This window comes from Nocardioides sp. Z21_20 (assembly GCF_059766585.1).
The window spans coordinates 26,266-48,326 of the sequence record NZ_JCBAJX010000010.1; the positions used below are offsets into that span (position 1 = coordinate 26,266).

The window sequence follows — 22,061 nt, forward strand, 5'->3', positions numbered from 1 at the left end:
AGGCCCGACCCCCCACTTGAACGGAGAATTTGCATGCCTGAGGCAGTGATCGTTTCCGCCGCTCGTTCACCGATCGGCCGAGCGAACAAGGGCTCGCTCAAGGACTTCCGCCCCGATGACCTGGCCGCCCTGATCGTGAAGGCTGCCCTGGACAAGGTGCCCGAGCTCGACCGCAAGACGGTCGACGACCTCTACCTCGGGTGTGGTCTCCCCGGCGGCGAGATGGGCAACAACATGGGACGCATCGTCAACGTCCTCAACGACATGGACGAGGTCCCGGGCGCGACCGTCACCCGGTACTGCGCCTCGTCGGTGCAGACCACGCGGATGGCCTTCCACGCGATCAAGGCCGGCGAGGGTGACGTGTTCATCTCCGCCGGTGTCGAGACGGTGTCCCGCTTCCGCAACGGCACGTCCGACCACATCCCCAACACCCGCAACGCCCTCTTCGACCCTGCCATCGCGCAGACCGAGGAGTACGCGAAGGGCGGCAAGGACTGGCGCGACCCGCGTGAGGACGGCCTGCTGCCCGACGCCTACATCGCGATGGGCCAGACGGCCGAGAACGTCGCTCGGATGCGCGGCCTGAGCCGCAAGGAGCTCGACGAGTTCGGCGTGCGCAGCCAGAACCTCGCCGAGAAGGCGATCGCGGACGGCTTCTGGGCCCGCGAGATCACGCCGATCACCCTGGCCGACGGCACGGTCGTCTCCACCGACGACGGCCCCCGGGCCGGCGTCACCTACGAGGCCGCCTCCCAGCTGCAGCCGGTCTTCCGGCCCGACGGCGTGGTCACCGCCGCCAACTGCTGCCCGCTCAACGACGGCGCCGCGGCGGTCGTGGTGATGTCCGACACCAAGGCCAAGGAGCTGGGGCTGACCCCGCTCGCGCGCATCGTCTCCACCGGTGTCAGCGGCCTGTCGCCGGAGATCATGGGCCTCGGTCCGGTCGAGGCCACCCAGCGCGCCCTCAAGTACGCCGGGATGAGCATCGGCGACATCGACCTGGTCGAGATCAACGAGGCCTTCGCCGCCCAGGTGGTGCCGTCCTACCAGGAGCTCGGCATCGACCTCGACCGGCTCAACATCAACGGCGGCGCGATTGCCGTGGGCCACCCCTTCGGGATGACCGGTGCGCGCCTGCAGAACACGATGATCAACTCGCTGGACTGGCACGACAAGTCCACCGGCCTGATCACCATGTGCGTGGGCGGCGGCCAGGGCATGGCGCTCATCCTCGAGCGGATGGGCTGAGCCTCCAGGCACCGCAACCCAGCTCCACCCGGACGCCCGGCCGTGACCCACGGCCGGGCGTCCGGCGCTTGTGCACATCCCCGGAACGCCGGCGGCGGGCGCTCGGAGCAGTAAACTCCGCGCCATGGCAGACGACACAGAGGTCCGATGGCTCGACGCGGACCAGCAGCGGTCGTGGCGTGCCCTGATCATCGGGAACACCCTGCTGATGGACCGGCTCGACGAGGACCTCCGTCGCGCGTTCGACCTCTCCCTGACCGAGTACGAGATCCTGGTGCGGCTCTCCGAGCGCCCTGGTCGCCAGCTGCGGATGGCCCAGCTCGCCGACGCCCTGCGGCACAGCCGCAGCCGGGTCACCCACACCGTCGCCCGGATGGAGAACGCCGGGCTGGTCGCGCGCACGCAGAGCGCCGACGACGGCCGCGGCATCGTCGCCACGATGACCGACAAGGGCTACGCGCTGCTCGTGCGGGCGGCGCCGGTGCACGTGCGCGGGGTGCGCGAGAACCTCGTCGACCTGGCCGACGAGCAGGACTTCGCCGCGCTCGGCCGGGTGATGGACGCGGTCACCGACCGGCTCATCGGCGGCCACCCCGAGGTCGAGATCCGCTGACCCCGGGGCGGGCGCCGAGCACGGCGCCCGCGCTCAGTCGCGGGTGAGCCGGCGGTGCGTGACGCGGTGCGGGCGGGCCGCCTCGACGCCGAGCCGCTCCACCTTGTTCTCCTCGTAGGCCGCGAAGTTGCCCTCGAACCAGAACCACTGGGCCGAGTCCTCGTCGTCGCCCTCCCAGGCGAGGATGTGGGTCGCGACGCGGTCCAGGAACCACCGGTCGTGCGAGGTGACCACGGCACAGCCGGGGAAGTCGAGCAGCGCGTCCTCGAGCGAGGACAGCGTCTCCACGTCCAGGTCGTTGGTGGGCTCGTCGAGCAGCAGCATGTTGCCGCCCATCTTCAGCGTCAGCGCCAGGTTGAGCCGGTTGCGCTCACCACCGGAGAGGACACCGGACTTCTTCTGCTGGTCGGGGCCCTTGAAGCCGAAGGACGCCACGTAGGCGCGCGAGTTCATCTCGAAGTTGGCGACCTTGATGAAGTCCAGCCCGTCGGAGACGACCTCCCAGACGTTCTTCTGCGGGTCGATGCCGCCGCGGCTCTGGTCGACGTAGGAGATCTTCACGGTCTGCCCGACGGTGAGCTTGCCCGCGTCGGGCTCCTCCTGCCCGGTGATCATCCGGAACAGCGTGGTCTTGCCGACGCCGTTGGGGCCGATCACGCCGACGATGCCGGCCCGCGGCAGGGAGAAGGACAGGTCGTTGATCAGGATCCGGTCCCCGAAGCCCTTGGTCAGACCCTCCGCCTCGAGCACCACGTCGCCCAGGCGCGGGCCAGCGGGGATGTTGATCTCGGAGGTGTCGATCTTGCGCATCCGGTCCGCCTCGGCCGCCATCTCCTCGTAGCGCGCCAGACGCGACTTGCTCTTGGTCTGGCGGGCCTTGGCGTTCGAGCGCACCCAGGCCAGCTCGCGCTCGAGCATCTTGGCGCGCTTGGCGTCCTTCTGGCCCTCGATCTTGAGGCGGTCCTTCTTGGTCTCCAGGTAGGTGGAGTAGTTGCCCTCGTAGCCGTGGATCTGGCCACGGTCGACCTCGGCGATCCACTCGGCCACGTTGTCGAGGAAGTACCGGTCGTGGGTGACCGCGAGGACGGCGCCCGGGTAGGTCTTGAGGTGTCCCTCCAGCCACTGCACGGACTCCGCGTCGAGGTGGTTGGTGGGCTCGTCGAGCAGCAGCAGGGACGGCTGCTGGAGCAGCAGCTTGCACAGCGCGACGCGGCGGCGCTCACCACCGGAGAGGTTGTCGACGATCGCGTCCGGCGGGGGGCAGCGCAGCGCGTCCATCGCCTGGTCGAGTCGGCTGTCGAGGTCCCAGGCGTTCGCGTGGTCGAGGTCGGTCTGCAGGTCGCCCATCTCGGCCAGGAGCGTGTCGTAGTCGGCGTCGGGCTGCCCGAGCTCCTCGGAGATCGCGTTGTAGCGATCGAGCTTGCCCTTGATCTCGGCGACCGCCTCCTCGACGTTCTCCAGGACCGTCTTGCCCTCGCTCAGCGGCGGCTCCTGCTGGAGCATGCCGACCGTCGCCTCGGGGTCGATGATCGCGTCACCGTTGTTGGGGCGGTCGAGCCCGGCCATGATCTTGAGCAGCGACGACTTGCCGGCGCCGTTGGGACCGACGACACCGATCTTCGCGCCGTGCAGGAACGACATGGTCACGTTGTCGAGGACGACCTTGTCGCCGTGGGCCTTGCGCACATTGCGCAGAGTGAACACATATTCCGCCATGACAGACGAGCCTACGGTCCGCGCCCCTCTCGACTCCAACCGGGCGTCCCTGCACGGCGCCGCAGCCGCGACGCCCGCGCTCAGGCGGCCGGGCTGTCGGCCGCCGGCTGGGCCACCACCTCCCCGTGGGCGTCGAGGTTCGGCCCGCCCTCGTCGTAGGAGTGGATCACCTCGCGGACCGGGCCCTGGTCGACGCCGGGGGTCAGCTCGTTGCGGGGCGCCCGGACGAACGACGAGGTGCCCTTGGCCAGGTCGTGGCCCACCGACGTGGCGACCACCACGTAGCGCGTCGAGGTCTGGCCGTCCTCGCGCTGCCACACGTCGGCCTCGAGCCGGCCGTGCACGACCACCGGGTCGCCGTTGCGCACCGAGCTCTCCACGTGCGTGGCCAGGGCGCGCCAGGCCTTGACCGTGTACCAGGCGGTCTGTCCGTTCTCCCACTGCCCGCCGCGGAAGCGGCGCGGGGTGCTGCCGACCCGGAACGAGGCGACCTGCACTCCCCCGCCCACCTCGGTGAGCGTGACCTCGCTGCCGACCCAGCCCTGGAACGTGATGTAGGTGTCGTTCATCCTCGTGTCTCCTTCGCATCTCGATGACGGATGCGGATCAGACTCGTCGACGAACCCGGGCCGTGGGGGGCACGCTGCGCCGGCTGTGGAGAACTCCGTGCTGCCCGGCGGCTGTGGACGCTCGGTGGCTACTTCAGCGCGCGGGCCAGCTGGGCGCGCAGCTCGGTGTAGACCTCGAGCTCGCGCTCGACCGGCCCGACCACGAGCTCCTCGGCCACCTGGTGGATGCCCTCACGGAGCCGGCGGTCCGCGGACCTGGCGCGGCGTCGCGCCGTCGCCTCGACCAGCACCCGGCACACCAGGGCCAGCACGATCCCCAGCGCCACTCCCCCCAGCAGCAGCAGCGTGGGCAGCGCCAGGCCGGTCACCTCAGGAGCGGAGACGTCGATCTGGAGATAGCCCATCACCGCCAGCGCCAGCAGCCAGACGCCACCCACCAGGGCGGTCAGCATCAGCAGCCACTGCAGGACACGGACCAGGTTGGCCCAGATCGGGACGCGCCCCGCTCCGAGGTCGGTGCTGGCCAGCGTGGCGTCGAGACGGTCGCCCAGCTCGGGGAGGTGGGCGACCGAGGCCCCCCGGATCGACGCCGCCCACGGCGGCGCCAGACCGGCCGAGACGTCGTCGGCCACCCGGCGCACGGCGGCGTCGACGCGGGCCCGCTGGACCTGGGTCGCCTCCGGCACCGACGTCCGGGCCAGGCCCGAGAGCTCCTTGCCGGCGCTGCCGAGGTCGAGATGCAGGCGCTTGAGCGGGTCGGGGCGCAGTCGGGAGAACCAGGAGACCACCGGCCACCCGGTCGCGCGGGCGGCGCGCCGACGGGTCGAGGTCTTGACGGCGTCGACGACGGTCGGCACCCCGGCGGCGTCGGCGAGGGCGTCGTCGAGCTCGGCGACGCGCTGCTTGGGCAGCTGGCGAGCCTGCGCGGACCCGGAGGCGTCACTGAGCCGCTCCGCGGCGGTGCGCAGGTCCGCGGCCAGGCGTGCCCGGGTGGCCTTCTTCGCCTTCACCCGCGAGGCGATCTCGCCCTTGAGCTCGTCGACGCCCCAGCCCTCGCGGGCGCTGAGCCCGATCACCGGGACGTCGTGCAGCCCGTCGGCCTCGAGCAGGCGGCGTACGTCGTCGAGCATGCCGGCGCGACGGGACTCGGGAACGGAGTCGAGGTGGTTGAGGACCACCACCATCACCTCGCCGTGCTGGCTCAGCGGCGCGAGGTAGCGCTCGTGGATCGCCGCGTCGGCGTACTTCTGCGGGTCGAGCACCCAGACCAGCAGGTCGGCGAGCTCGACGAGGCGGTCCACCTCGAGGTGGTGGGAGACCTCGGTCGAGTCGTGGTCGGGCAGGTCCAGCAGGACCACGCCGTCGAGGGCGTTGCCCTCGCGCTTGGTGTCCAGCATGGAGTCGCGGGTGGTCTGGTGCCGCTCCGGGATGCCGAGCCACTCGAGCAGCTCGGTGGCGCCCTCCCGGCCCCAGATGCACGCCGTGGCCCACGAGGTGGTGGGACGGCGCACGCCGGTCGCGGACAGCTCCAGGCCGGTGAGGGCGTTGAAGGTCGAGGACTTGCCGGAGCCGGTGGCGCCGGCGATGGCGACCACGGTGTGGTCGGCGGAGAGACGCAGACGTCCGGTGGCCTTCTCGACCGTCGCCGCGGCCGCGTCGACGAGCCCGTCGTCGAGGCGCCCCCGAGCCAGCGCGACGGCGGACTCGAGCGACTCGACCCGTGCGCCGATGTCGGTACTCCGGGTGACCAGATTCTTGGCCCCCTCGAGCAAGGACGTCATGTTCTCCCTCGAAGCTTCGGTGATGCGTGCCTGGCCACCCTATGTGCTCAGCTGTGCTCACCCGAACGCTGGACGGCGGCGAAGCGCAGGTCGTCCACGGCACGGGCCGCCGCACGCACGTTGTCGGCCGCCTTCGCCTCGATGGCCAGCGAGTCCAGGAGATCGGTGTAGCGGGCGCGCTCGCGCTCCAGCAGCTCAGCGACGCGCCGCTCGAGGTCGATACGAGCCCGGTCGGCGAGGGTCCGGACGCTCTGGTCCCCGAAGACGGCCTCGAGCAGCTTCTGGCCCAGCAGCGCCGACCCGCCGGCGATCCCGACCTCCGCGACCACCAGGGCGCCACCGGTGCTGGCGAAGACCACGACCATCAGGGCGACCGAGAGCCCGTTCACCCCGTAGGCCAGGAACCGCGCGGTCGAGCGCTTGTCGGCGCCCTCGGTGCGGACCATCTCCACCACGCCCTGCTGCCAGTCGCGTACGGCGCGCTCGGCGAGGCGACGGAACTCACGCGAGGCACGGCCCAGATCCTCACCGGCGTCGGCGAGCAGCGCCTCACCGGAGGCCAGCGAGCGCCACGACCCGGCGGCGCGCTCGGCAGCGGCCTCCGCGTGCTCGAGCAGCAGCGTCTCCAGTCCGGACTCCACCGCGACCGTGACCCGCTCGGCCTGCTGCGGCTTGCCCTTGACCGCGTTGACGATCCGGTCGCGCAGCCAGCCGACCTTGTTCTCCAGCGACTTCAGCAGCTCTCCGGTGCCGACGAACTCCTGCCAGCGGGCGAGCACCTCCCCGCGCAGCAGGGTGCCGTCGGCGGTGGCCCGGGAGATGTCGTCCTGTGCGGCGTCGTAGGCCTCGTCGACGTCGGCCCGGAGCCGCTGGAAGGCGGCCACCTGCTCACCGGCGCCGTCGGCGATCGCGTGGCTGCGGCGGGCCAGCGTGCGGATCGCGCCCTGGAGGGTCTGCCGGACCACGTCGGCGCGGGCATCGGCGTCGGCGGCCAGCGAGTCGAGCCATCCTCGGATGTCCTCGACCTCCTCGGGCGCCAGCAGGCCGTCCTGGTCCAGGGCCCCCTCGTGCACGGTGAACAGCGGGGAGTCCTTCAGCCCGCGGCTGGCCAGCATCCGCGCCAGGTGGATCGACACCGTCTCGACGGCCTCGGGGGCGGTGCGGTCGAGCACGATCGCCACCGCCGTCGAGCGCTCCGCGGCCTGACGCAGGAAGCCCCACGGCACCTGGTCGGCGTAGCGCGCCGCGCTGGTGACGAACAGCCACAGGTCACCGGCGGCCAGGAGCTGCGCGGCGAGGCTCCGGTTGCGCTCCTCGACGGAGTCGATGTCGGGTGCGTCCAGGATCGCCAGGCCGGGCGGGATCGTGTCGGAGGCCACCAGCTGCAGGGCGCTCGGGTCGTTGGTGCTGCGCTCGACGCGCTCGAGGTCGGGCAGCAGCCGGTCCTGGCCGAACCAGTGTCCGTCCGCGGGGTTGTGCACCAGCACCGGCGACCGGGTGGTCGGGCGCAGCAGGCCGGGCTCGGTGACCCGTCGCCCGACCAGCGAGTTGACCAGCGTCGACTTGCCGGCGCCCGTCGACCCGCCGACCACCGCGAGCAGCGGCGCGTCGATGGTCATCAGCCGCGGGATCACGTAGTCCTCGAGCTGGTCGACCATCTCGGCCCGGGCCGCGCGCAGCTCCTCCACCCGGGGGATCTCCAGCGGCAGCCGGGCTCCCTGCAGCGTGCTGCGCAGGCGCACCAGCGCGGTGAGCATCCGGTTCGCGTCGCGCGACTCGGCTGTCCTGGCGCCGGGTCCCGCCTGCGTCCTGCTCGGCGGGTCAGGCTGATCGGTCATCGGGGAGGTACCACCTGTCCGGGGAAGGAGATGAAGGGTCGCACGGCGGAGAGCCGTGCGGCGAAGTCGGCGCCGCGGGCGGCGAAGTCGGGCGGAGGCGTGCCGCGCAGGTAGCGGTGGTGCAGGAAGCCGAGCTCCACCGCTGCCTGCTGATACTCGCGCATGGCCCCCTCGGCCGCGGGGCCGCCCAGGCTCCGGGCGAACGCGCGGGCCCGGCGACGCGCCGCCAGGTTGACCAACCAGCCGATGTCGGTGGCCGGCAGCAGGCCCCGGGCGCTGGCGTCGAGCAGCGAGGACGCCAGCAGCCGCTCCTCGGAGGTGCGCGCCCAGATCGCCAGGCAGACGAGCCCGACGAACACCGGCACCATCACCGCCACGTAGGTCGCGACGAAGCTGCCGAACCCGTCGATGGTCGAGACGTTCCACAACGCGTGCGTAGCCACGGCCAGCAGGTACCCCGTCACCGGCGCCATCACCCGGGTCGCGCCCGAGCGCGCGTTGACCGCGATGCCGACGCCGATCCCGGTGAACGCGGTGAACAGCGGGTGGGCGAACGGGCTGACCAGGCACCGGACCACGAAGGTCCCGGTCACCGCCTCGGTGCCGCCGGGCCCGAGGCCGTCCGTCCCGTCGTACGCCGCGGCCAGGTAGAGGATGTTCTCCACGAACGCGAAGCCGATGCCGACCATCCCGGCGTAGACGATGCCGTCGAGGACGCCGTCCAGCTCGTGGCGACGCCACCACAGCAGCAGGAGCAGGAACGCCCCCTTGGTGGCCTCCTCGGTCACCGGGGCCACCACCGCGAGGCTCTCCGCCTGGGAGAACCCGGCCACCAGCCCGCCGACGCCGCCGAGGAACAACGACGCCGCGGTCGCCACGAACGCGCCCCAGGCGAGACCCAGCGCGAGCAGCGAGCGGGGCTCCGGCTCGTAGCGGTCGAGCCAGAGGTAGCAGCCCACCAGCGGCACCACCGGGAGCGCCGCGAGCAGCGTCGCCAGGAACAGCGTGGAGGGGGCCCCGGACAGCAGAATGATCACCGCCATCGGGAGGGCGCACAGCACGACCAGCACCGCCACGACGGCCGTGAAGACGACGTTGTCGCGGCGACGCACGGGCATGGGCGAAGCCTAACGGAGCCCTCGGGGGCGCGGCGTAGAGTGAGGTGGGTGAGCGACATGACCTCCAGCGAGCCCACCGATCCCGCCGTCACGCCCGACTCCGAGGTGGTGGCGCAGAACGCGACGGAGTCGCACGATCCCGCGGTGCCGGAGGCCTACGCCGCGTTCATGCGCACCGGCTGGGGCGACCGTGAGCTCGACCTGCCGCCGCACCCCGTCGCGGCCTGGGCCGCGGCGCGGCGCCGGCGGCTGAGCGACGCCTTCCCCGGCGAGCGGCTGGTGCTGCCGGCCGGGACGTTCAAGGTCCGCGCCAACGACACCGACTACCGCTTCCGCCCCGACACCGCGCACACCTATTTCTGCGGCAACCAGACCACCGACGCGGTCCTGGTCCTCGACGACCAGGAGGCGGTGCTGTTCGCGCGCCCCCGCTCCAGCCGGGACAGCGACGAGTTCTTCCGCGACCGCCAGTACGGCGAGCTGTGGGCCGGCCGTCGCCCGTCGCTGCACGAGATGGCGTCGTCCCTGGGGATCGCGGTGCGCCACCTCGACGAGCTGCCCCGGGTGCTCGAGGCCACCGGGAAGACCCGGGTGCACCGCGGCGTCGACCACCGGGTGGACTCCCTGGTGGCGCCCGACGAGAGCCGCGACGGCGAGCTGGCCCGGGTGATCTCCGAGATGCGCCTGATCAAGGACGAGTGGGAGGTCGCCGAGCTGCAGTCGGCCTGCGACATCACCGCGCTCGGCTTCGAGGACTCCCTGCGCGACTGGGACAACGTGCTGCGCTACGGGGAGCGCTGGGTGGAGGGCACCTTCTTCCGCCGGGCCCGCGCGATGGGCAACGACATCGGCTACGACTCGATCGTCGGCGGCGGTCGCCACGCCACCACGCTGCACTGGATCGACAACACCGGTCCGATGGTCCCCGGCGAGCTGGCGCTGCTGGACATGGGCGTCGAGGGCACCAACCTCTACACCGCCGACGTGACCCGCACCCTGCCGATCTCGGGGACGTTCACGCCCCTGCAGCGCGACCTCTACACGCTGGTGCTCCAGGCCCAGCAGGCGGGGATCGACGCCGTCCGGCCCGGCACCCCCTTCCTCGGCGCCCACCAGGCGGCGATGGGCGTGCTCGCCCACGGCCTGGAGGACCTCGGCCTGCTTCCGGTCCCGGCACAGGAGGCGCTCGACCCCGACAGCCGGGTCTACGCCCGCTGGACCCTGCACGGCACCAGCCACATGCTCGGCATGGACGTGCACGACTGCGGGCGCGCCGCGGTCGAGGTCTACCCCAAGGGCGACCTCGCCGCGGGGATGGTGCTCACCGTCGAGCCCGGCCTGTACTTCCAGGAGGACGACCTGCTGGTGCCCGAGGAGCTGCGCGGCATCGGCATCCGGATCGAGGACGACATCCTGGTCACCCAGGACGGGTCGCGGAACCTGTCGGAGTCGCTGCCGCGGGAGGCGGGCGCGGTCGAGGAGTGGATGGCCCGGCTGCGCGGCTGAGCCCCCCGGAAACGGTGCGCGTCTCGAGCCGACTCCGGTAGCCTCCCGGTCGTCGGCGATCCCCGCCGACGACCGGGACGGACGACGGGACACATCGTGGACGAGGGATTGCCGTCCTCGCGCGGCGATGCCACCGAGCTCATCGTCCACCTGACCGAGACGATCAACTCGAACCTCGACCTGCGGGTGGTCCTGCAGGCGGTGACCGACACCGGCACCCGACTCTCCGGCGCGACCTTCGGAGCGTTCTTCTACAACGCCGTCGACGAGCGGGGCAACGCCTATCGCCTGCACGTGCTCTCGGGGGCCGACGCCGCCCAGTTCGAGCGGATGCCGACGCCACGGATCACCGCCCTCTTCGAGCCGACCTTCGCCGGCTCCGCGCTGACCCGCGTCGACGACCTGGCGCTGGACCCGCGCGCCGGCGGGCTGCCGGCGGGGCACCTGCCGCTGCGCAGCTACCTGGGAGTGCCTGTCGTCTCGGGGCACGGGGCCGTCGTCGGCGCCCTGCTCTTCGGCCACCCCGAGCCCGCGATGTTCACCGCCAGCACCGAGCGCCTGGTCCACGCGGTCGCCGCACACGCCGCGGTGGCCGTCGAGAACGCCCGGCTGTTCAGCCGCGAGAAGACCGCCCGGATGGGAGCCGAGCGCACCGCGCAGAAGCTCACCATGCTGCAGGGCGCCACGGCGCGCCTGGCGAGCGCGCTCACCGCCGAGCACGCCCTGGACGCGATGGCCGACACCCTGCTCTCCCAGCTCGGTGCGGCGCGGATCACGGTGTTCCTGCGCGAGGGCGAGGAGTTCCGCTCGCTGGGCACCCGCACCGCCTCCGCGACCGACGACGGGCCCTACTACCAGTACGCACCGGCCACCTTCCCGTCGCTGGTGCGCGACGCGACCCTGACCGGCTCCCCCACCCACGTCACCTGCCGCGCCGAGTTCCTCGAGCGCTACCCCGAGCTCGCGCAGAGCCTCCCCGACATCGCCTCGGCTCTCGCCCTGCCGTTGACGGTCACCGCCTCCACCCGCGGCGCGCTGGTCCTGCAGTGGACCGAGCCGCGCGGCTTCAGCGACTCCCAGCTCCGCTTCTTCGAGGCCGTCGCCGGCCAGCTCGCCTCCACGCTGGAGCGGGTTCGCCTGCACGAGGCGGAGGCGAGGGCCCGGCGCGAGCTGCACCGCCACGTCGCCGAGCTGATGGAATCCTCGACCACCCTGCAGCGCTCGCTGCTGCCGCAGCGCCTGCCCGACATCGCGGGCCTCGACGTGGCGGTGCGCTACCTGCCCGGCACCGCGGGGGCAGAGGTGGGAGGCGACTGGTACGACGTGGTCCTCGGAGCAGGTGGCCAGGTCACCCTCGTCGTCGGGGACGTGGAAGGGCACAGCCTGTCCGCGGCGGCGGTGATGGGACGGGTCAGCACGGCCCTGCACGCCTACCTCGCCGAGGGGCACCCCCCGGACGTCGCGCTCGCCCGGGTCAACCCGCTGGTCGAGGAGGCCGGGGTGATCGTCACCTGCTGCCTGGCGTCCCTGGACCCCGCCACCGGACTGGTGGCGCTGGTGCGGGCCGGCCACCCGCTCCCGATCCTGCGACGCGCGGACGGCACCGTGCTCGAGGTCGGGCACGACTCCGGACCGCCGCTGGGAGTCGCGGGCGCCACCTGGCCGGTGTCGACGGGCCGGGTGCAGCCCGGCGACCGCGCGATCCTGTACACCGACGGCCTGGTGGAACACCGCGCCGGCGACCTGGACGCCGCGGTGGCCGGGCTCCTGGACGCCGTCCGCGACGGTGACGGCGGCGTGGAGGAGGCCGCCGACCTGGTGCTCGAGCGGGTGATGCTCTGCCCCGAGGACGACGTCGCACTGCTCATCGCCCAGTTCACCGACGTCGCCGCCGCGGCCCCCGCCCGGCTGACGGTCCGCAGCGAGGCCGACGTGGCCGGCGCCCGTGCGTTCGCCCGTGACACCGTGCGGCACTGGGGCCACGCGGAGGTGGAGGACACCGCCGCGCTGCTGGTCAGCGAGATGGTGACCAACGCGCTCATCCACGCGCACGGCCCGGCCGAGCTCGAACTGGTGCCGACCGACGGCGGGATCCGCATCTGCGTCACCGACCGCGAGGCACAGCACCCCAGCCCGCGCGCCGCGGGTCCCGACACCCTGGGCGGTCGCGGCCTGCTGCTGGTCGACGCCCTGGCCGCGCAGTGGGGCGTCGAGGGTGCCGGCGTCGGCAAGACGGTGTGGGCGGTACTCCCCTGCTGAACCGGGCGGTTGGGAGCTTTCGCTAGCCTGTTCCCACGATGGACGATCACCCTCCCAGTACCAGCCCCCCTGACCCACGGCTCACCCAGAGCCCAGCCCGCGTCGGGGGGTGGACACTTTGAACGAGTGGGCGATGCTCGCGGTCGGACTGTTGCTGACCGTCGGCACGGGACTCTTCGTCGCCTCCGAGTTCGCGCTGGTCAACCTCGACCGCCACGACCTCGAGAAGCGCGCCGAGGGCGGTGAGAAGCGGCTGGAGCCGACGATCCGCGCACTGCGGATCACCTCGACCCACCTCTCCAGCGCCCAGCTGGGCATCACCTTGACGACCCTGCTGACGGGGTACACGTTCGAGCCGGCCGTCAGCTCCCTGCTGGCCGATCCGCTCACCGCCTCGGGGCTCCCGGAGGCTGCCGTGACCGGCGTCGGCACCGTGATCGGCGTACTGCTGGCGACACTCTTCTCGATGGTCGTCGGCGAGCTGGTCCCGAAGAACTTCGCACTGGCGGTGCCGCTGGCCACGGCCAAGCTGGTGATCCCCTTCCAGAGCGCGTTCACCGCCACCTTCAGGCCCGTGGTGTCCCTGCTCAACAACACCGCCAACGCCCTCATCCGAGCGATGGGCATCGAGCCCAAGGAGGAGCTCAGCGGGGCGCGCAGCGCCGACGAGCTGACCTACCTGATCCGGCACTCGGCGTTGGCCGGGCTGCTCGAGCACGACGACGCCACGCTGCTCGACCGCACCCTGCGCTTCTCCTCCTACGACGCCTCGGACGTGATGACGCCGCGGGTGCGGATGACGTCGGTCGACCTCACCGACAGCGCTGCCGAGATCATCGCCGTCTCCGCGCGCACCGGCCACTCGCGGCTGGCGGTGCTCGACGACGGCCCCGACGACGTGGTCGGCTTCGTCCACGTCAAGCAGGCCTTCGCCGTGCCCCTGCCCGAGCGCGTCACGACCACCGCCGCGGACCTCATGTTCGAGCCCAGCCGGGTTCCCGAGGCGATGGGCGCGGACGTGCTGCTGGCCCTGCTGCGCTCCGAGGGCCTGCAGATCGCCGTGGTCACCGACGAGCACGGCGGCACCGCCGGGATCGTCACGCTGGAGGATTTGGTCGAGGAGATCATCGGCGAGCTCGAGGACGAGCACGACCGGGCCAGGTCCGGGGTGACCCGGCGCGGTCGGTCTGTGTCGTTCGACGCCTCCTGGCGCCCCGACGAGCTGCGCGAGCGCACCGGCGTGACGGTGCCCGAGGACGACGGCTGGGACACGGTCGCCGGCTTCGTGCTCGCCGAGCTCGAGCACATGCCCGAGCTCGGCGACGAGGTCCACATCGACAGCGGAACCCTGCGGGTCGAGCGCCTGGACGGTCCACGGATCGTCCGGCTGCAGTTCGTTCCCTCCGAGATCGAGGAGAAGATCGCCCATGGGTGAGTACCTGCCCGGGATCGCCTGGCTGGTCGTGCTGCTGGCCGGCAACGCGTTCTTCGTCGGCGCCGAGTTCGCTGTCATCTCCGCGCGCCGCTCGCAGATCGAGCCCCTCGCCGCGCAGGGCAGCCGCGCCGCCCGCACGACGCTGTGGGCGATGGAGCACGCCACCTTGATGCTGGCCACCAGCCAGCTGGGCATCACCGTGTGCTCGCTGCTGATCCTCAACGTCTCCGAGCCGGCCATCCACCACCTGCTGGAGCACCCGCTGGGCCTGACGCCGCTGTCGGCGGACCTGATCAGCGTCGCCGCGTTCGTCATCGCCCTGGTGCTGGTGACCTACCTGCACGTGGTGTTCGGGGAGATGGTCCCGAAGAACCTGTCGTTCTCGGTGCCCGACCGCGCCGCGCTGATCCTGGCGCCCCCGCTGGTGCTGGTCTCCCGGGTCTTCCGGCCGGTGATCGGGACCCTGAACTGGATCGCGAACCTGGTCCTGCGCGCCTTCGGCGTCGAACCCAAGGACGAGGCGACCAGCACGTTCACCCTCGAGGAGGTCGCGGGCATCGTGGAGCAGTCGCGGCGCGAGGGGACGCTCACCGACCGCTCCGGCACGCTGGCCGGGGCGTTCGAGTTCACCGACAAGACCGTCGCGGACGTCGACGTCCCCCTCGCCGAGATGGTGCTGCTGCCCGCCGGGACCACCCCCGCCGATGTCCAGCGGGCCGTCCTGGAGTTCGGCCACTCGCGCTACGTGGTGACCGACGAGCTCGGCCGCCCGGCCGGCTACCTGCACATGAAGGACGTGATGGACATCGGCGGCGCGGCGTTCGAGGAGCCGGTGCCCGCCAAGCGGATCCGGCGGCTGATCGCCGTGCCCCGCGACACCGAGATCGAGGACGCGCTGGCCCGGATGCGCCAGCACGGCGCCCACGTGGCGCGCAGCGTCGACGCGGACGGCTCGACGCTGGGCCTGCTCTTCCTCGAGGACGTGCTCGAGGTGCTCGTGGGCAAGGTGAACGACGCGATCCGCCCGTGAGGCTCACCCGGTCGGGGCGGGACTCTGCGCCCCGACCGGGACCGGGCGCTCGGCGAGCAGACTGAACGCCTCCTCCTCCTCCTGGGCGTTGTGCAGGCGCAGGATCGCGTAGAGGCCGTAGAGCAGGCGCCGCAGCTCCACGACGTCCTCGGCCTCGGGCGCGGCGCCCTCGAGCAGCCCCAGCAGCCGGCGCAGCCGGGTCGCCTGGTGCTCGATCTCGGCGTGGGTACGGCTCAGCGCCATCGCGGCCTCGCTCCCGCCGCCGGCCCGCTCGAGCAGGGGGACGAGCACGGCCTCGTCGTCCCGCTCGTGCGGCAGCAGCTCCTCGTCCAGGCGCACCATCAGCGCGCGCGCCGGCCCCAGGTCGGCGGCCTGCGTGCTCAGCGTGTCGGCGACCGTGCGGAACTGCTCCACCACCGGGAGCACCGCGTCGTGCTCGGCGCGCAGCCGCTGCGCGGTGGCGACATCGGCCGCCGGCATCGTCACGGCGCCCGCGCGACCGGGCAGCACCGCGCGCAGGGCGATCCCGATCGCCAGCACGTCGATGACCTCCTGGACCACCGCGCCCACGGCCGGCGCGAGCCAGCCCAGGGCGGCGGCGACCATGGCCACCAGGGAGAGGCCCATGCCCACCCAGACCGCCTGCAGGGCGATGCGCCGTGAGCGGCGGGCGATCACGATCGCCTCGCCCAGCGCATCGATGCGGTCCACCGTCAGCACGACGTCCGCGGCCTGCGACGAGGCCGTCGCGCCGCGGGCCGCCAGCGCCACCCCCACGCCGGCAGCCGCCAGCGCCGGCGCGTCGTTGATGCCGTCACCGACCATGATCGTGGGGCCGTGGGCCGCCTCCTGGGCGAGCGCGGCCAGCTTGTCGGCCGGGTCGCACTCGGCGAGCACCCGGTCGGCGCCGACGATGCGACCCACCATCTCGGCGGTGTCGGCGTGGTCGCCGGTGACCAGCACCACCCGCTCGAGGCCGGCCCGGCGCAGCGCCCGGATCGTCCGGGGGGCACCGGGGCGGATCGGGTCCTCGAACAGCAGCGCCCCTGCGGGGACGCCGTCGACGGCGACGTAGACGCTCAGCGACCCGTCCAGCTCGACCCGCCGGCGCACCCGCCGGGCCCAGGCGGGCGGGGTGGCACCCAGGATCCAGGCGGACTTGCCCACCCTGACCTCGTGGCCGCCGACCGTGCCCCGCAGCCCGTAGCCGTGCTCCTCGACCACGTCGAGCGGCATCTCCAGGGCGAGCCCGCGCTGCGAGGCGGCGGCGACGATGGCACTGGCCAGGACGTGCGCGGAGACCTGGTCGAGGGATGCGGCCAGGCGCAGCACCTCGTCGGCGTCGGGCCCCTCGCCGGCGACGACCACGTCGCGCAGCGTCGGGCGTCCGCGGGTCAGCGTGCCGGTCTTGTCGAAGAGCACCACCCGACCCTCGGCCAGCCTCTCCAGCGCCCCGCCGCCCTTGACCACGACGCCGACCCGGGCAGCGCGCGAGAGCCCCGACATGATCGCGACCGGCGCGGCCAGCAGCAGGGGGCACGGCGTGGCCACCACCAGCACGGCCACCGCGCGCACCGGGTCCCCGGTGAGCAGCCAGGCCGCCCCCGCCAGCAGCAGGGTCAGCGGCACGAACAGCATCGCGAACCGGTCGGCGGTGCGCACCAGCGGCGCCGAGGAGGCCTGTGCCTGCTCGACCAGGCGCACCACCGCGGCGTACGACGACTCCGCGGCGGCCACCGAGGTGACCAGCTCGAAGGGGCCGCCGGCGTTCAGCACACCGCTGCGCACGTCCTCCCCCGCGAGCCGCTCGACGGGCAGCGGCTCCCCGGTGAGCGCCGACTCGTCGAGGAGCGCGGGCGAGGTGAGGCGCCCGTCGGCGGGCACCACCTCTCCGGTGCCGACCAGCAGCCGGTCGCCGGTGCCGACCTCCTCGATCGGCACCCGGGTCACGGCGTCGCCCACCCGGCGCCGGGCCACCCGCGGGGCCCGCTCGACCAGCAGGCTCAGCTCGCGCCGGGCGCGCTGGTCCGCGCGCGCCTCGAGCAACTGCCCGCTGGAGAGCATGACGGTGATCATCGCCCCGGCGAAGGCCTCGTCGACGACCAGCGCACCCACCAGCGCGAGCACCGCGATGACGTCGACGCTCGGCTCGCGCCGGCGCAGCGCGCCGGCCGTGGTCCAGGTGGAGAGGGCCAGCCCGAGGACGGCGCCGGCCACCCACAGGCCGGTGGCGAGCGGGTCACGCTCCAGCGCCCAGGCGAGCCCGCCCAGCCCGAGCAGCACCGCCGAGGAGACGAAGAACAGCATCGGCACGTGCTCGGATCTGTCCACGGCGGGCATGGGTCCTCTTTCCTGGAGCGATCTCCCAGCCTCATCGCCCGCGCCCCGGCCCTCCAGGGTCCTAGGTCCCGCGGGCGGGGGCTAGGCCGCGACCACCTCGAGCAGCGCGGCGCCCCACTTCTCGAGTTTACCGGCGCCGATCCCCGAGATCGTGCCCAGCTGCTCCAGCGTCGCGGGCGACGCGGCGGCGACGTGGCGCAGCGTGGCGTCGTGGAAGATGACGTACGCCGGCAGCCCAGCCTCCTTGGCGGTGGCCGCCCGCCAGGCGCGCAGCCTCTCGAAGACGGCCTCGGCGGGCGCGTCCAGCACGACGGTGTCGGCCGCCTTCGACCGCTTGGCCGACCGCACCCGGGCGGCCTTCGGCGCCTCGCGGCGCAGGGCCACCGACCGGTCGCCGCGCAGCACGTCCCAGGACTCCTCGGTGACCTCCAGGGTCCCGTAGCCGTCGTTGCCGACCGCCAGCAGCCGCTGGGCCAGGAGCTGGCGGGCCACCCCGCGCCACTCGGCGGCCGAGAGGTCGGCGCCGACCCCGAACACCGTGAGCGTCGTGTGGTCGAGCTGGACGACCCGCGGCGTCTCGTTGCCGAGGAGGATGTCGATGACGTGCCCGGCGCCGTAGCGCTGCTGGCGCTGGGCGAGCCGGACCACCGCCGAGAGCAGCTTCTGGGCCGCGACGGTGCCGTCCCAGGTCTGCGGCGGCGCGGTGCAGGTGTCGCAGTTGCCGCACGGCGCCGCCTGCTGGCCGAAGTAGGCCAGCAGCTGGACCCGGCGGCACTCGACGGTCTCGCACAGCGCCAGCATCGCGTCCAGGTGCTGCCCGAGCCGGCGCCGGTGCGCGGCGTCGCCCTCGGAGGAGTCGATCATCTTGCGCTGCTGGACGACGTCGGCGAGGCCGTAGGCCAGCCAGGCGGTGGCGGGCTGGCCGTCGCGGCCGGCGCGGCCGGTCTCCTGGTAGTAGCCCTCGACCGACTTGGGCAGGTCGAGGTGGGCCACGAAGCGCACGTCGGGCTTGTCGATGCCCATCCCGAAGGCGATGGTGGCCACCATCACCAGGCCCGGCTCGCGCAGGAACCGGGACTGGTGGGCGGCGCGCACCTCGGCGGGCAGGCCGGCGTGGTAGGGCAGCGCCGGGATCGCGTTCTTGGTCAGGAACTTCGCGGTCTCCTCCACCGAGCGCCGCGAGAGGCAGTAGACGATCCCGGCGTCGCCGGGGTGCTCCTCGCGCAGCAGGGCGAGGAGCTGGCCGCGCGGGTTGTCCTTGGCGACGATGCGGTACTCGATGTTGGGCCGGTCGAAGCTCGACACGAACGTCCGGGCCCCGCCGAGATTGAGCCGGGCGACGATGTCGGTGCGGGTGGCGGCGGTGGCCGTGGCGGTGAGCGCGATCCGGGGCACGTCGGGCCAGCGCTCCCCGAGCACCGCCAGCTGCAGGTAGTCGGGCCGGAAGTCGTGTCCCCAGGCCGAGACGCAGTGCGCCTCGTCGATCGCGAAGAGCGCGATCCGTCCGCGGTCCAGGAAGCCCAGGGTGTCGCGCGCCGAGAGCCGCTCCGGCGCCAGGTAGAGCAGGTCCAGCTCGCCCGCGACGTACGCCGCCTCGACCCGGCGGCGCTCCTCGCCGGACTGGGTGGAGTTGAGGAACGCGGCGCGGACGCCGAGCGCGGCGAGCGCGTCGACCTGGTCCTGCATCAGCGCGATCAGCGGCGAGATGACCACGCCCGTGCCGGGGCGGACCAGGGCGGGGATCTGGTAGGACAGCGACTTGCCGCCGCCGGTGGGCATCAGCACCAGCGCGTCGCCGCCGGCGCACACCGTCTCGATGATCTCGGCCTGCTCGCCCCGGAACGACGGGTAGCCGAAGACTGTGCTCAGCACGTCCAGCGCGGTGGCCGCAGAGGTCGACGTCATGGGCGACATCGTGCCCGGCCGGCCTGCGGTTGGCGAAACCCGGCTCCACAGGACAGCCGGGGGGTCGGTGGCCGGGGGCTGTCGGTTTCCCCGGCCGACCGGGGAAGCCTGATGTTGTCGGCCGAAACTTCGCCCGACAACATCAGTGGTTGACACCCGGCCCTACCCCAGGAGTCACCTCAGATCGCTCGAGCCCCAGCGGGCACACCGGGAACCCCGGACGCAGCCGCCCTAGCGCTGCGCCAGACGGCGCGCCAGGTACGTCGCGGTGAGCCCGACGCCCGCCGCCGCCACGTCGCGCGGGGTGCCGGTGGCGACGACCCGTCCGCCGTTGTCGCCCCCGCCGGGGCCGAGGTCCACCACCCAGTCGGCGGTGGCGACCGTGTCGAGGTCGTGCTCGACCAGCACGACGGTGTTGCCGGCGTCCACCAGGCGGTGCAGCTGACGCAGCAGCAGGTCGGTGTCGCGCGGGTGCAGACCCGAGGTGGGCTCGTCGAGCAGGTAGAGGCTGTGGCCCCGGTTCGTGCGCTGCAGCTCGGTGGCCAGCTTGATCCGCTGGGCCTCGCCGCCGCTGAGCTCGGTGGCGGGCTGGCCCAGCCTCAGGTAGCCCAGGCCGACCTCGCGCAGGGTCTGCAGGCCGCGCGCCGCCGCCGGCACGTCGCTGAGGAACTCGGCGGCGTCGTCGACCGACATCGCCAGCACGTCGGCGATGGTGCGCTCGCGGTGGGTGACCTCGAGGGTCTCGGCGTTGTAGCGCGCCCCGTGGCAGGTGGGGCACGGCGCGTAGGTGCTGGGCAGGAACACCAGCTCGACGGAGACGAAGCCCTCGCCCTGACAGGTCTCGCAGCGCCCGGCGGCGACGTTGAACGAGAACCGGCCGACGCCGTAGCCACGCGCCTTGGCCTCGGGCGTGGCGGCGTACAGGCGGCGGACCGCGTCGAACAGCCCGGTGTAGGTCGCGAGGTTGGACCGGGGGGTCCGCCCGATCGGGCGCTGGTCGACGACCACCAGGCGGTCGAAGGAGTCCACGCCCCGGGCCTCGCGGACGTCGACGTCGAGGACGGCCGGGGCGTCGTCGTCCTCCTCGCCCTCGGCCGGGGTGAGACCGAGGTGGCGGCGTACGACCTCGGCCAGCACCTGGGTCACCAGGGTGGACTTCCCGGAGCCGGAGACGCCGGTGACGGCGGTCAGCGCGCCCAGTGGCAGGTGCAGCGAGACGTCCTGCAGGTTGTGCCGCGAGACCCCGCCCAGGTGCAGCCAGTCCGACGGCGTCCGCGGCTCGCGCACGAACCGTTCGGCGCGCCCGAAGAGGTGGGCGCTGGTGGGCGACTCCACGACCTTCTCCAGCCCGGCGATCGGGCCGGAGTAGAGCACCTGGCCGCCGCCCTCGCCGGCCGCCGGCCCGATGTCGACCACCCAGTCCGCGCGGCGTACGACGTCCATGTCGTGCTCCACGACGAACAGGGAGTTGCCCGCGGCCTTGAGCTGGTCGAGCACCGCCAGGAGCGGCTCCGCGTCGGCCGGGTGGAGCCCCGCCGAGGGCTCGTCGAGGACGTAGACGACGCCGAAGAGGCCCGAGCGCAGCTGGGTGGCGATCCGCAGGCGCTGGGCCTCACCGGGCGAGAGCGTGGTCGAGCCGCGTCCCAGCGAGAGGTAGCCCAGGCCGAGGTCCACCAGCACCTCGATCCGGGCGACGAGGTCCCCGCTGATGCTCCCGGCGACGTCGTCGACGTCATCGGTGACGTAGGGGCGCAGCAGGTCGGCGAGCTCGAGGAACGGCAGCGCGTTGGCCTGTGCGATGGACGCCCCGGCGAAGGTCACCGCCAGCGCCTCGGGCCGCAGCCCGCTGCCCTGGCACGCCGCACAGCGGGTGCTGCGCACGAAGCGCAGCATCTTCTCGCGCATCTTCTCGCTCGGTGACCCGGCGAGCACCCGGCGCACGTGGCTGCGGGCGCTGCGGAAGGTGCCCATGTAGTCGCGCCCCCCGCCGCCGTCCTTGTCCTGCGGCCGGATCAGCACCGAGGGCTCCTCCTCGGTGAAGAGCAGCCAGTCCCGGTCCTGGCGCGACAGCTCGCGCCAGGGCCGGTCGACGTCGATGCCCAGGTTCTTGGTGACCCGGCGCAGGTTGTGGCCCTGCCAGGCTCCCGGCCAGGCGGCGATCGCCCCGTCACGGATGCTCAGCGAGGTGTCGGGGACCAGCAGGTCCTCGGCGACGTCGTGGGCGACCCCGAGCCCGTGGCACTCGGGGCAGGCGCCGGCGGCGGTGTTCGGCGAGAACGCCTCGGCGGCGAGGTGTCCGGCTCCGGCCGGGTAGGTCCCGGCCCGCGAGTAGAGGATCCGCAGCAGGTTGGACAGCGTGGTGATGGTGCCGACCGTCGAGCGGGAGCTGGCCGCGCCGCGGCGCTGCTGCAGCGCCACCGCCGGCGGCAGCCCGGAGATCTCCCGCACGTGCGGTGCGCCGACCTGTTGCAGCAGGCGACGCGCGTACGGCGCGACCGACTCGAAGTAGCGGCGCTGCGCCTCGGCGTACAGCGTCCCGAAGGCCAGCGACGACTTCCCCGAGCCGGACACCCCGGTGAAGGCGACGATCGCGTCGCGTGGCAGGTCGACGTCCACGTCGCGCAGGTTGTGCTCGCGTGCTCCCCGGACGCGCACGTAGCCGTCCCGCTCCTCGATGCTCATCCCCACTGTCTATCCGAT

General features: G+C 72.9%; 14 protein-coding genes. 6 read left to right on the forward strand and 8 right to left on the reverse strand.

What is annotated here, in order from left to right; all coding sequences use genetic code 11:
* Positions 1-33: 33 nt before the first annotated feature.
* Positions 34-1,251, forward strand: coding sequence for an acetyl-CoA C-acetyltransferase (locus AC6EH9_RS15060; RefSeq protein ID WP_498424241.1), 1,218 nt, complete (start codon positions 34-36; stop codon positions 1,249-1,251).
* Positions 1,252-1,375: 124 nt separating this feature from the next.
* Positions 1,376-1,864, forward strand: a complete 489-nt coding sequence (locus AC6EH9_RS15065; RefSeq protein ID WP_498424242.1) for a MarR family winged helix-turn-helix transcriptional regulator — start codon at positions 1,376-1,378, stop codon at positions 1,862-1,864.
* Between the two features lie 33 nt (positions 1,865-1,897).
* Here AC6EH9_RS15065 and ettA read toward each other — a convergent pair whose 3' ends face one another.
* From ettA to AC6EH9_RS15090, 5 genes are all read right to left on the reverse strand, one after another.
* On the reverse strand, positions 1,898-3,580 hold the full coding sequence (ettA, locus tag AC6EH9_RS15070) for an energy-dependent translational throttle protein EttA (RefSeq protein WP_498424243.1): 1,683 nt from the start codon (positions 3,578-3,580) through the stop codon (positions 1,898-1,900).
* Between the two features lie 80 nt (positions 3,581-3,660).
* Entirely contained in the window at positions 3,661-4,149 is a 489-nt protein-coding gene (locus tag AC6EH9_RS15075) for a single-stranded DNA-binding protein (RefSeq protein ID WP_498424244.1), read from the reverse strand.
* Between the two features lie 128 nt (positions 4,150-4,277).
* Positions 4,278-5,930 (reverse strand): GTPase, encoded by a 1,653-nt coding sequence (locus tag AC6EH9_RS15080; protein ID WP_498424245.1) that lies wholly within the window; start codon positions 5,928-5,930, stop codon positions 4,278-4,280.
* Positions 5,931-5,977: 47 nt separating this feature from the next.
* Positions 5,978-7,768 (reverse strand): dynamin family protein, encoded by a 1,791-nt coding sequence (locus AC6EH9_RS15085; RefSeq protein ID WP_498424246.1) that lies wholly within the window; start codon positions 7,766-7,768, stop codon positions 5,978-5,980.
* On the reverse strand, positions 7,765-8,886 hold the full coding sequence (locus AC6EH9_RS15090) for a PrsW family intramembrane metalloprotease (RefSeq protein WP_498424247.1): 1,122 nt from the start codon (positions 8,884-8,886) through the stop codon (positions 7,765-7,767). The genes AC6EH9_RS15085 and AC6EH9_RS15090 overlap by 4 nt, the downstream gene beginning before the upstream one ends.
* 57 nt (positions 8,887-8,943) lie before the next feature.
* Between AC6EH9_RS15090 and AC6EH9_RS15095 the strand changes: the two genes are divergently transcribed.
* From AC6EH9_RS15095 to AC6EH9_RS15110, 4 genes are all read left to right on the forward strand, one after another.
* Entirely contained in the window at positions 8,944-10,392 is a 1,449-nt protein-coding gene (locus AC6EH9_RS15095) for an aminopeptidase P family protein (protein ID WP_498424368.1), read from the forward strand.
* 96 nt (positions 10,393-10,488) lie between these two features.
* Positions 10,489-12,651, forward strand: a complete 2,163-nt coding sequence (locus AC6EH9_RS15100; RefSeq protein WP_498424248.1) for a SpoIIE family protein phosphatase — start codon at positions 10,489-10,491, stop codon at positions 12,649-12,651.
* Between the two features lie 109 nt (positions 12,652-12,760).
* Positions 12,761-14,086, forward strand: coding sequence for a hemolysin family protein (locus AC6EH9_RS15105; RefSeq protein WP_498424249.1), 1,326 nt, complete (start codon positions 12,761-12,763; stop codon positions 14,084-14,086).
* The gene (locus AC6EH9_RS15110) at positions 14,079-15,116 is read left to right on the forward strand and encodes a hemolysin family protein (RefSeq protein WP_498424250.1); all 1,038 of its coding nucleotides are present in this window, start codon (positions 14,079-14,081) and stop codon (positions 15,114-15,116) included. Before AC6EH9_RS15105 ends, AC6EH9_RS15110 begins: the two co-directional genes overlap by 8 nt.
* Positions 15,117-15,119: 3 nt before the next feature.
* Here AC6EH9_RS15110 and AC6EH9_RS15115 read toward each other — a convergent pair whose 3' ends face one another.
* From AC6EH9_RS15115 to uvrA, 3 genes are all read right to left on the reverse strand, one after another.
* Entirely contained in the window at positions 15,120-17,447 is a 2,328-nt protein-coding gene (locus AC6EH9_RS15115; RefSeq protein WP_498424251.1) for a heavy metal translocating P-type ATPase, read from the reverse strand.
* Between the two features lie 90 nt (positions 17,448-17,537).
* Positions 17,538-19,361: a DNA helicase RecQ gene (gene recQ, locus AC6EH9_RS15120; RefSeq protein ID WP_498424252.1), complete on the reverse strand. Its 1,824-nt coding sequence runs from the start codon at positions 19,359-19,361 to the stop codon at positions 17,538-17,540.
* 231 nt (positions 19,362-19,592) lie between these two features.
* The gene (gene uvrA, locus AC6EH9_RS15125) at positions 19,593-22,043 is read right to left on the reverse strand and encodes an excinuclease ABC subunit UvrA (RefSeq protein WP_498424253.1); all 2,451 of its coding nucleotides are present in this window, start codon (positions 22,041-22,043) and stop codon (positions 19,593-19,595) included.
* Positions 22,044-22,061: the final 18 nt, after the last annotated feature.

Excerpts from the sequence above, each read along its gene's own strand:
- AC6EH9_RS15075 (WP_498424244.1), bottom strand. The coding sequence starts at position 4,149 with ATGAACGACACCTACATCACGTTCCAGGGCTGGGTCGGCAGCGAGGTC.
- AC6EH9_RS15065 (WP_498424242.1), top strand. The coding sequence starts at position 1,376 with ATGGCAGACGACACAGAGGTCCGATGGCTCGACGCGGACCAGCAGCGG.
- AC6EH9_RS15090 (WP_498424247.1), bottom strand. The coding sequence starts at position 8,886 with ATGCCCGTGCGTCGCCGCGACAACGTCGTCTTCACGGCCGTCGTGGCG.
- AC6EH9_RS15085 (WP_498424246.1), bottom strand. The coding sequence starts at position 7,768 with ATGACCGATCAGCCTGACCCGCCGAGCAGGACGCAGGCGGGACCCGGC.
- recQ (WP_498424252.1), bottom strand. The coding sequence starts at position 19,361 with ATGACGTCGACCTCTGCGGCCACCGCGCTGGACGTGCTGAGCACAGTC.
- AC6EH9_RS15110 (WP_498424250.1), top strand. The coding sequence starts at position 14,079 with ATGGGTGAGTACCTGCCCGGGATCGCCTGGCTGGTCGTGCTGCTGGCC.
- AC6EH9_RS15060 (WP_498424241.1), top strand. The coding sequence starts at position 34 with ATGCCTGAGGCAGTGATCGTTTCCGCCGCTCGTTCACCGATCGGCCGA.
- AC6EH9_RS15080 (WP_498424245.1), bottom strand. The coding sequence starts at position 5,930 with ATGACGTCCTTGCTCGAGGGGGCCAAGAATCTGGTCACCCGGAGTACC.
- AC6EH9_RS15095 (WP_498424368.1), top strand. The coding sequence starts at position 8,944 with ATGACCTCCAGCGAGCCCACCGATCCCGCCGTCACGCCCGACTCCGAG.
- uvrA (WP_498424253.1), bottom strand. The coding sequence starts at position 22,043 with ATGAGCATCGAGGAGCGGGACGGCTACGTGCGCGTCCGGGGAGCACGC.
- ettA (WP_498424243.1), bottom strand. The coding sequence starts at position 3,580 with ATGGCGGAATATGTGTTCACTCTGCGCAATGTGCGCAAGGCCCACGGC.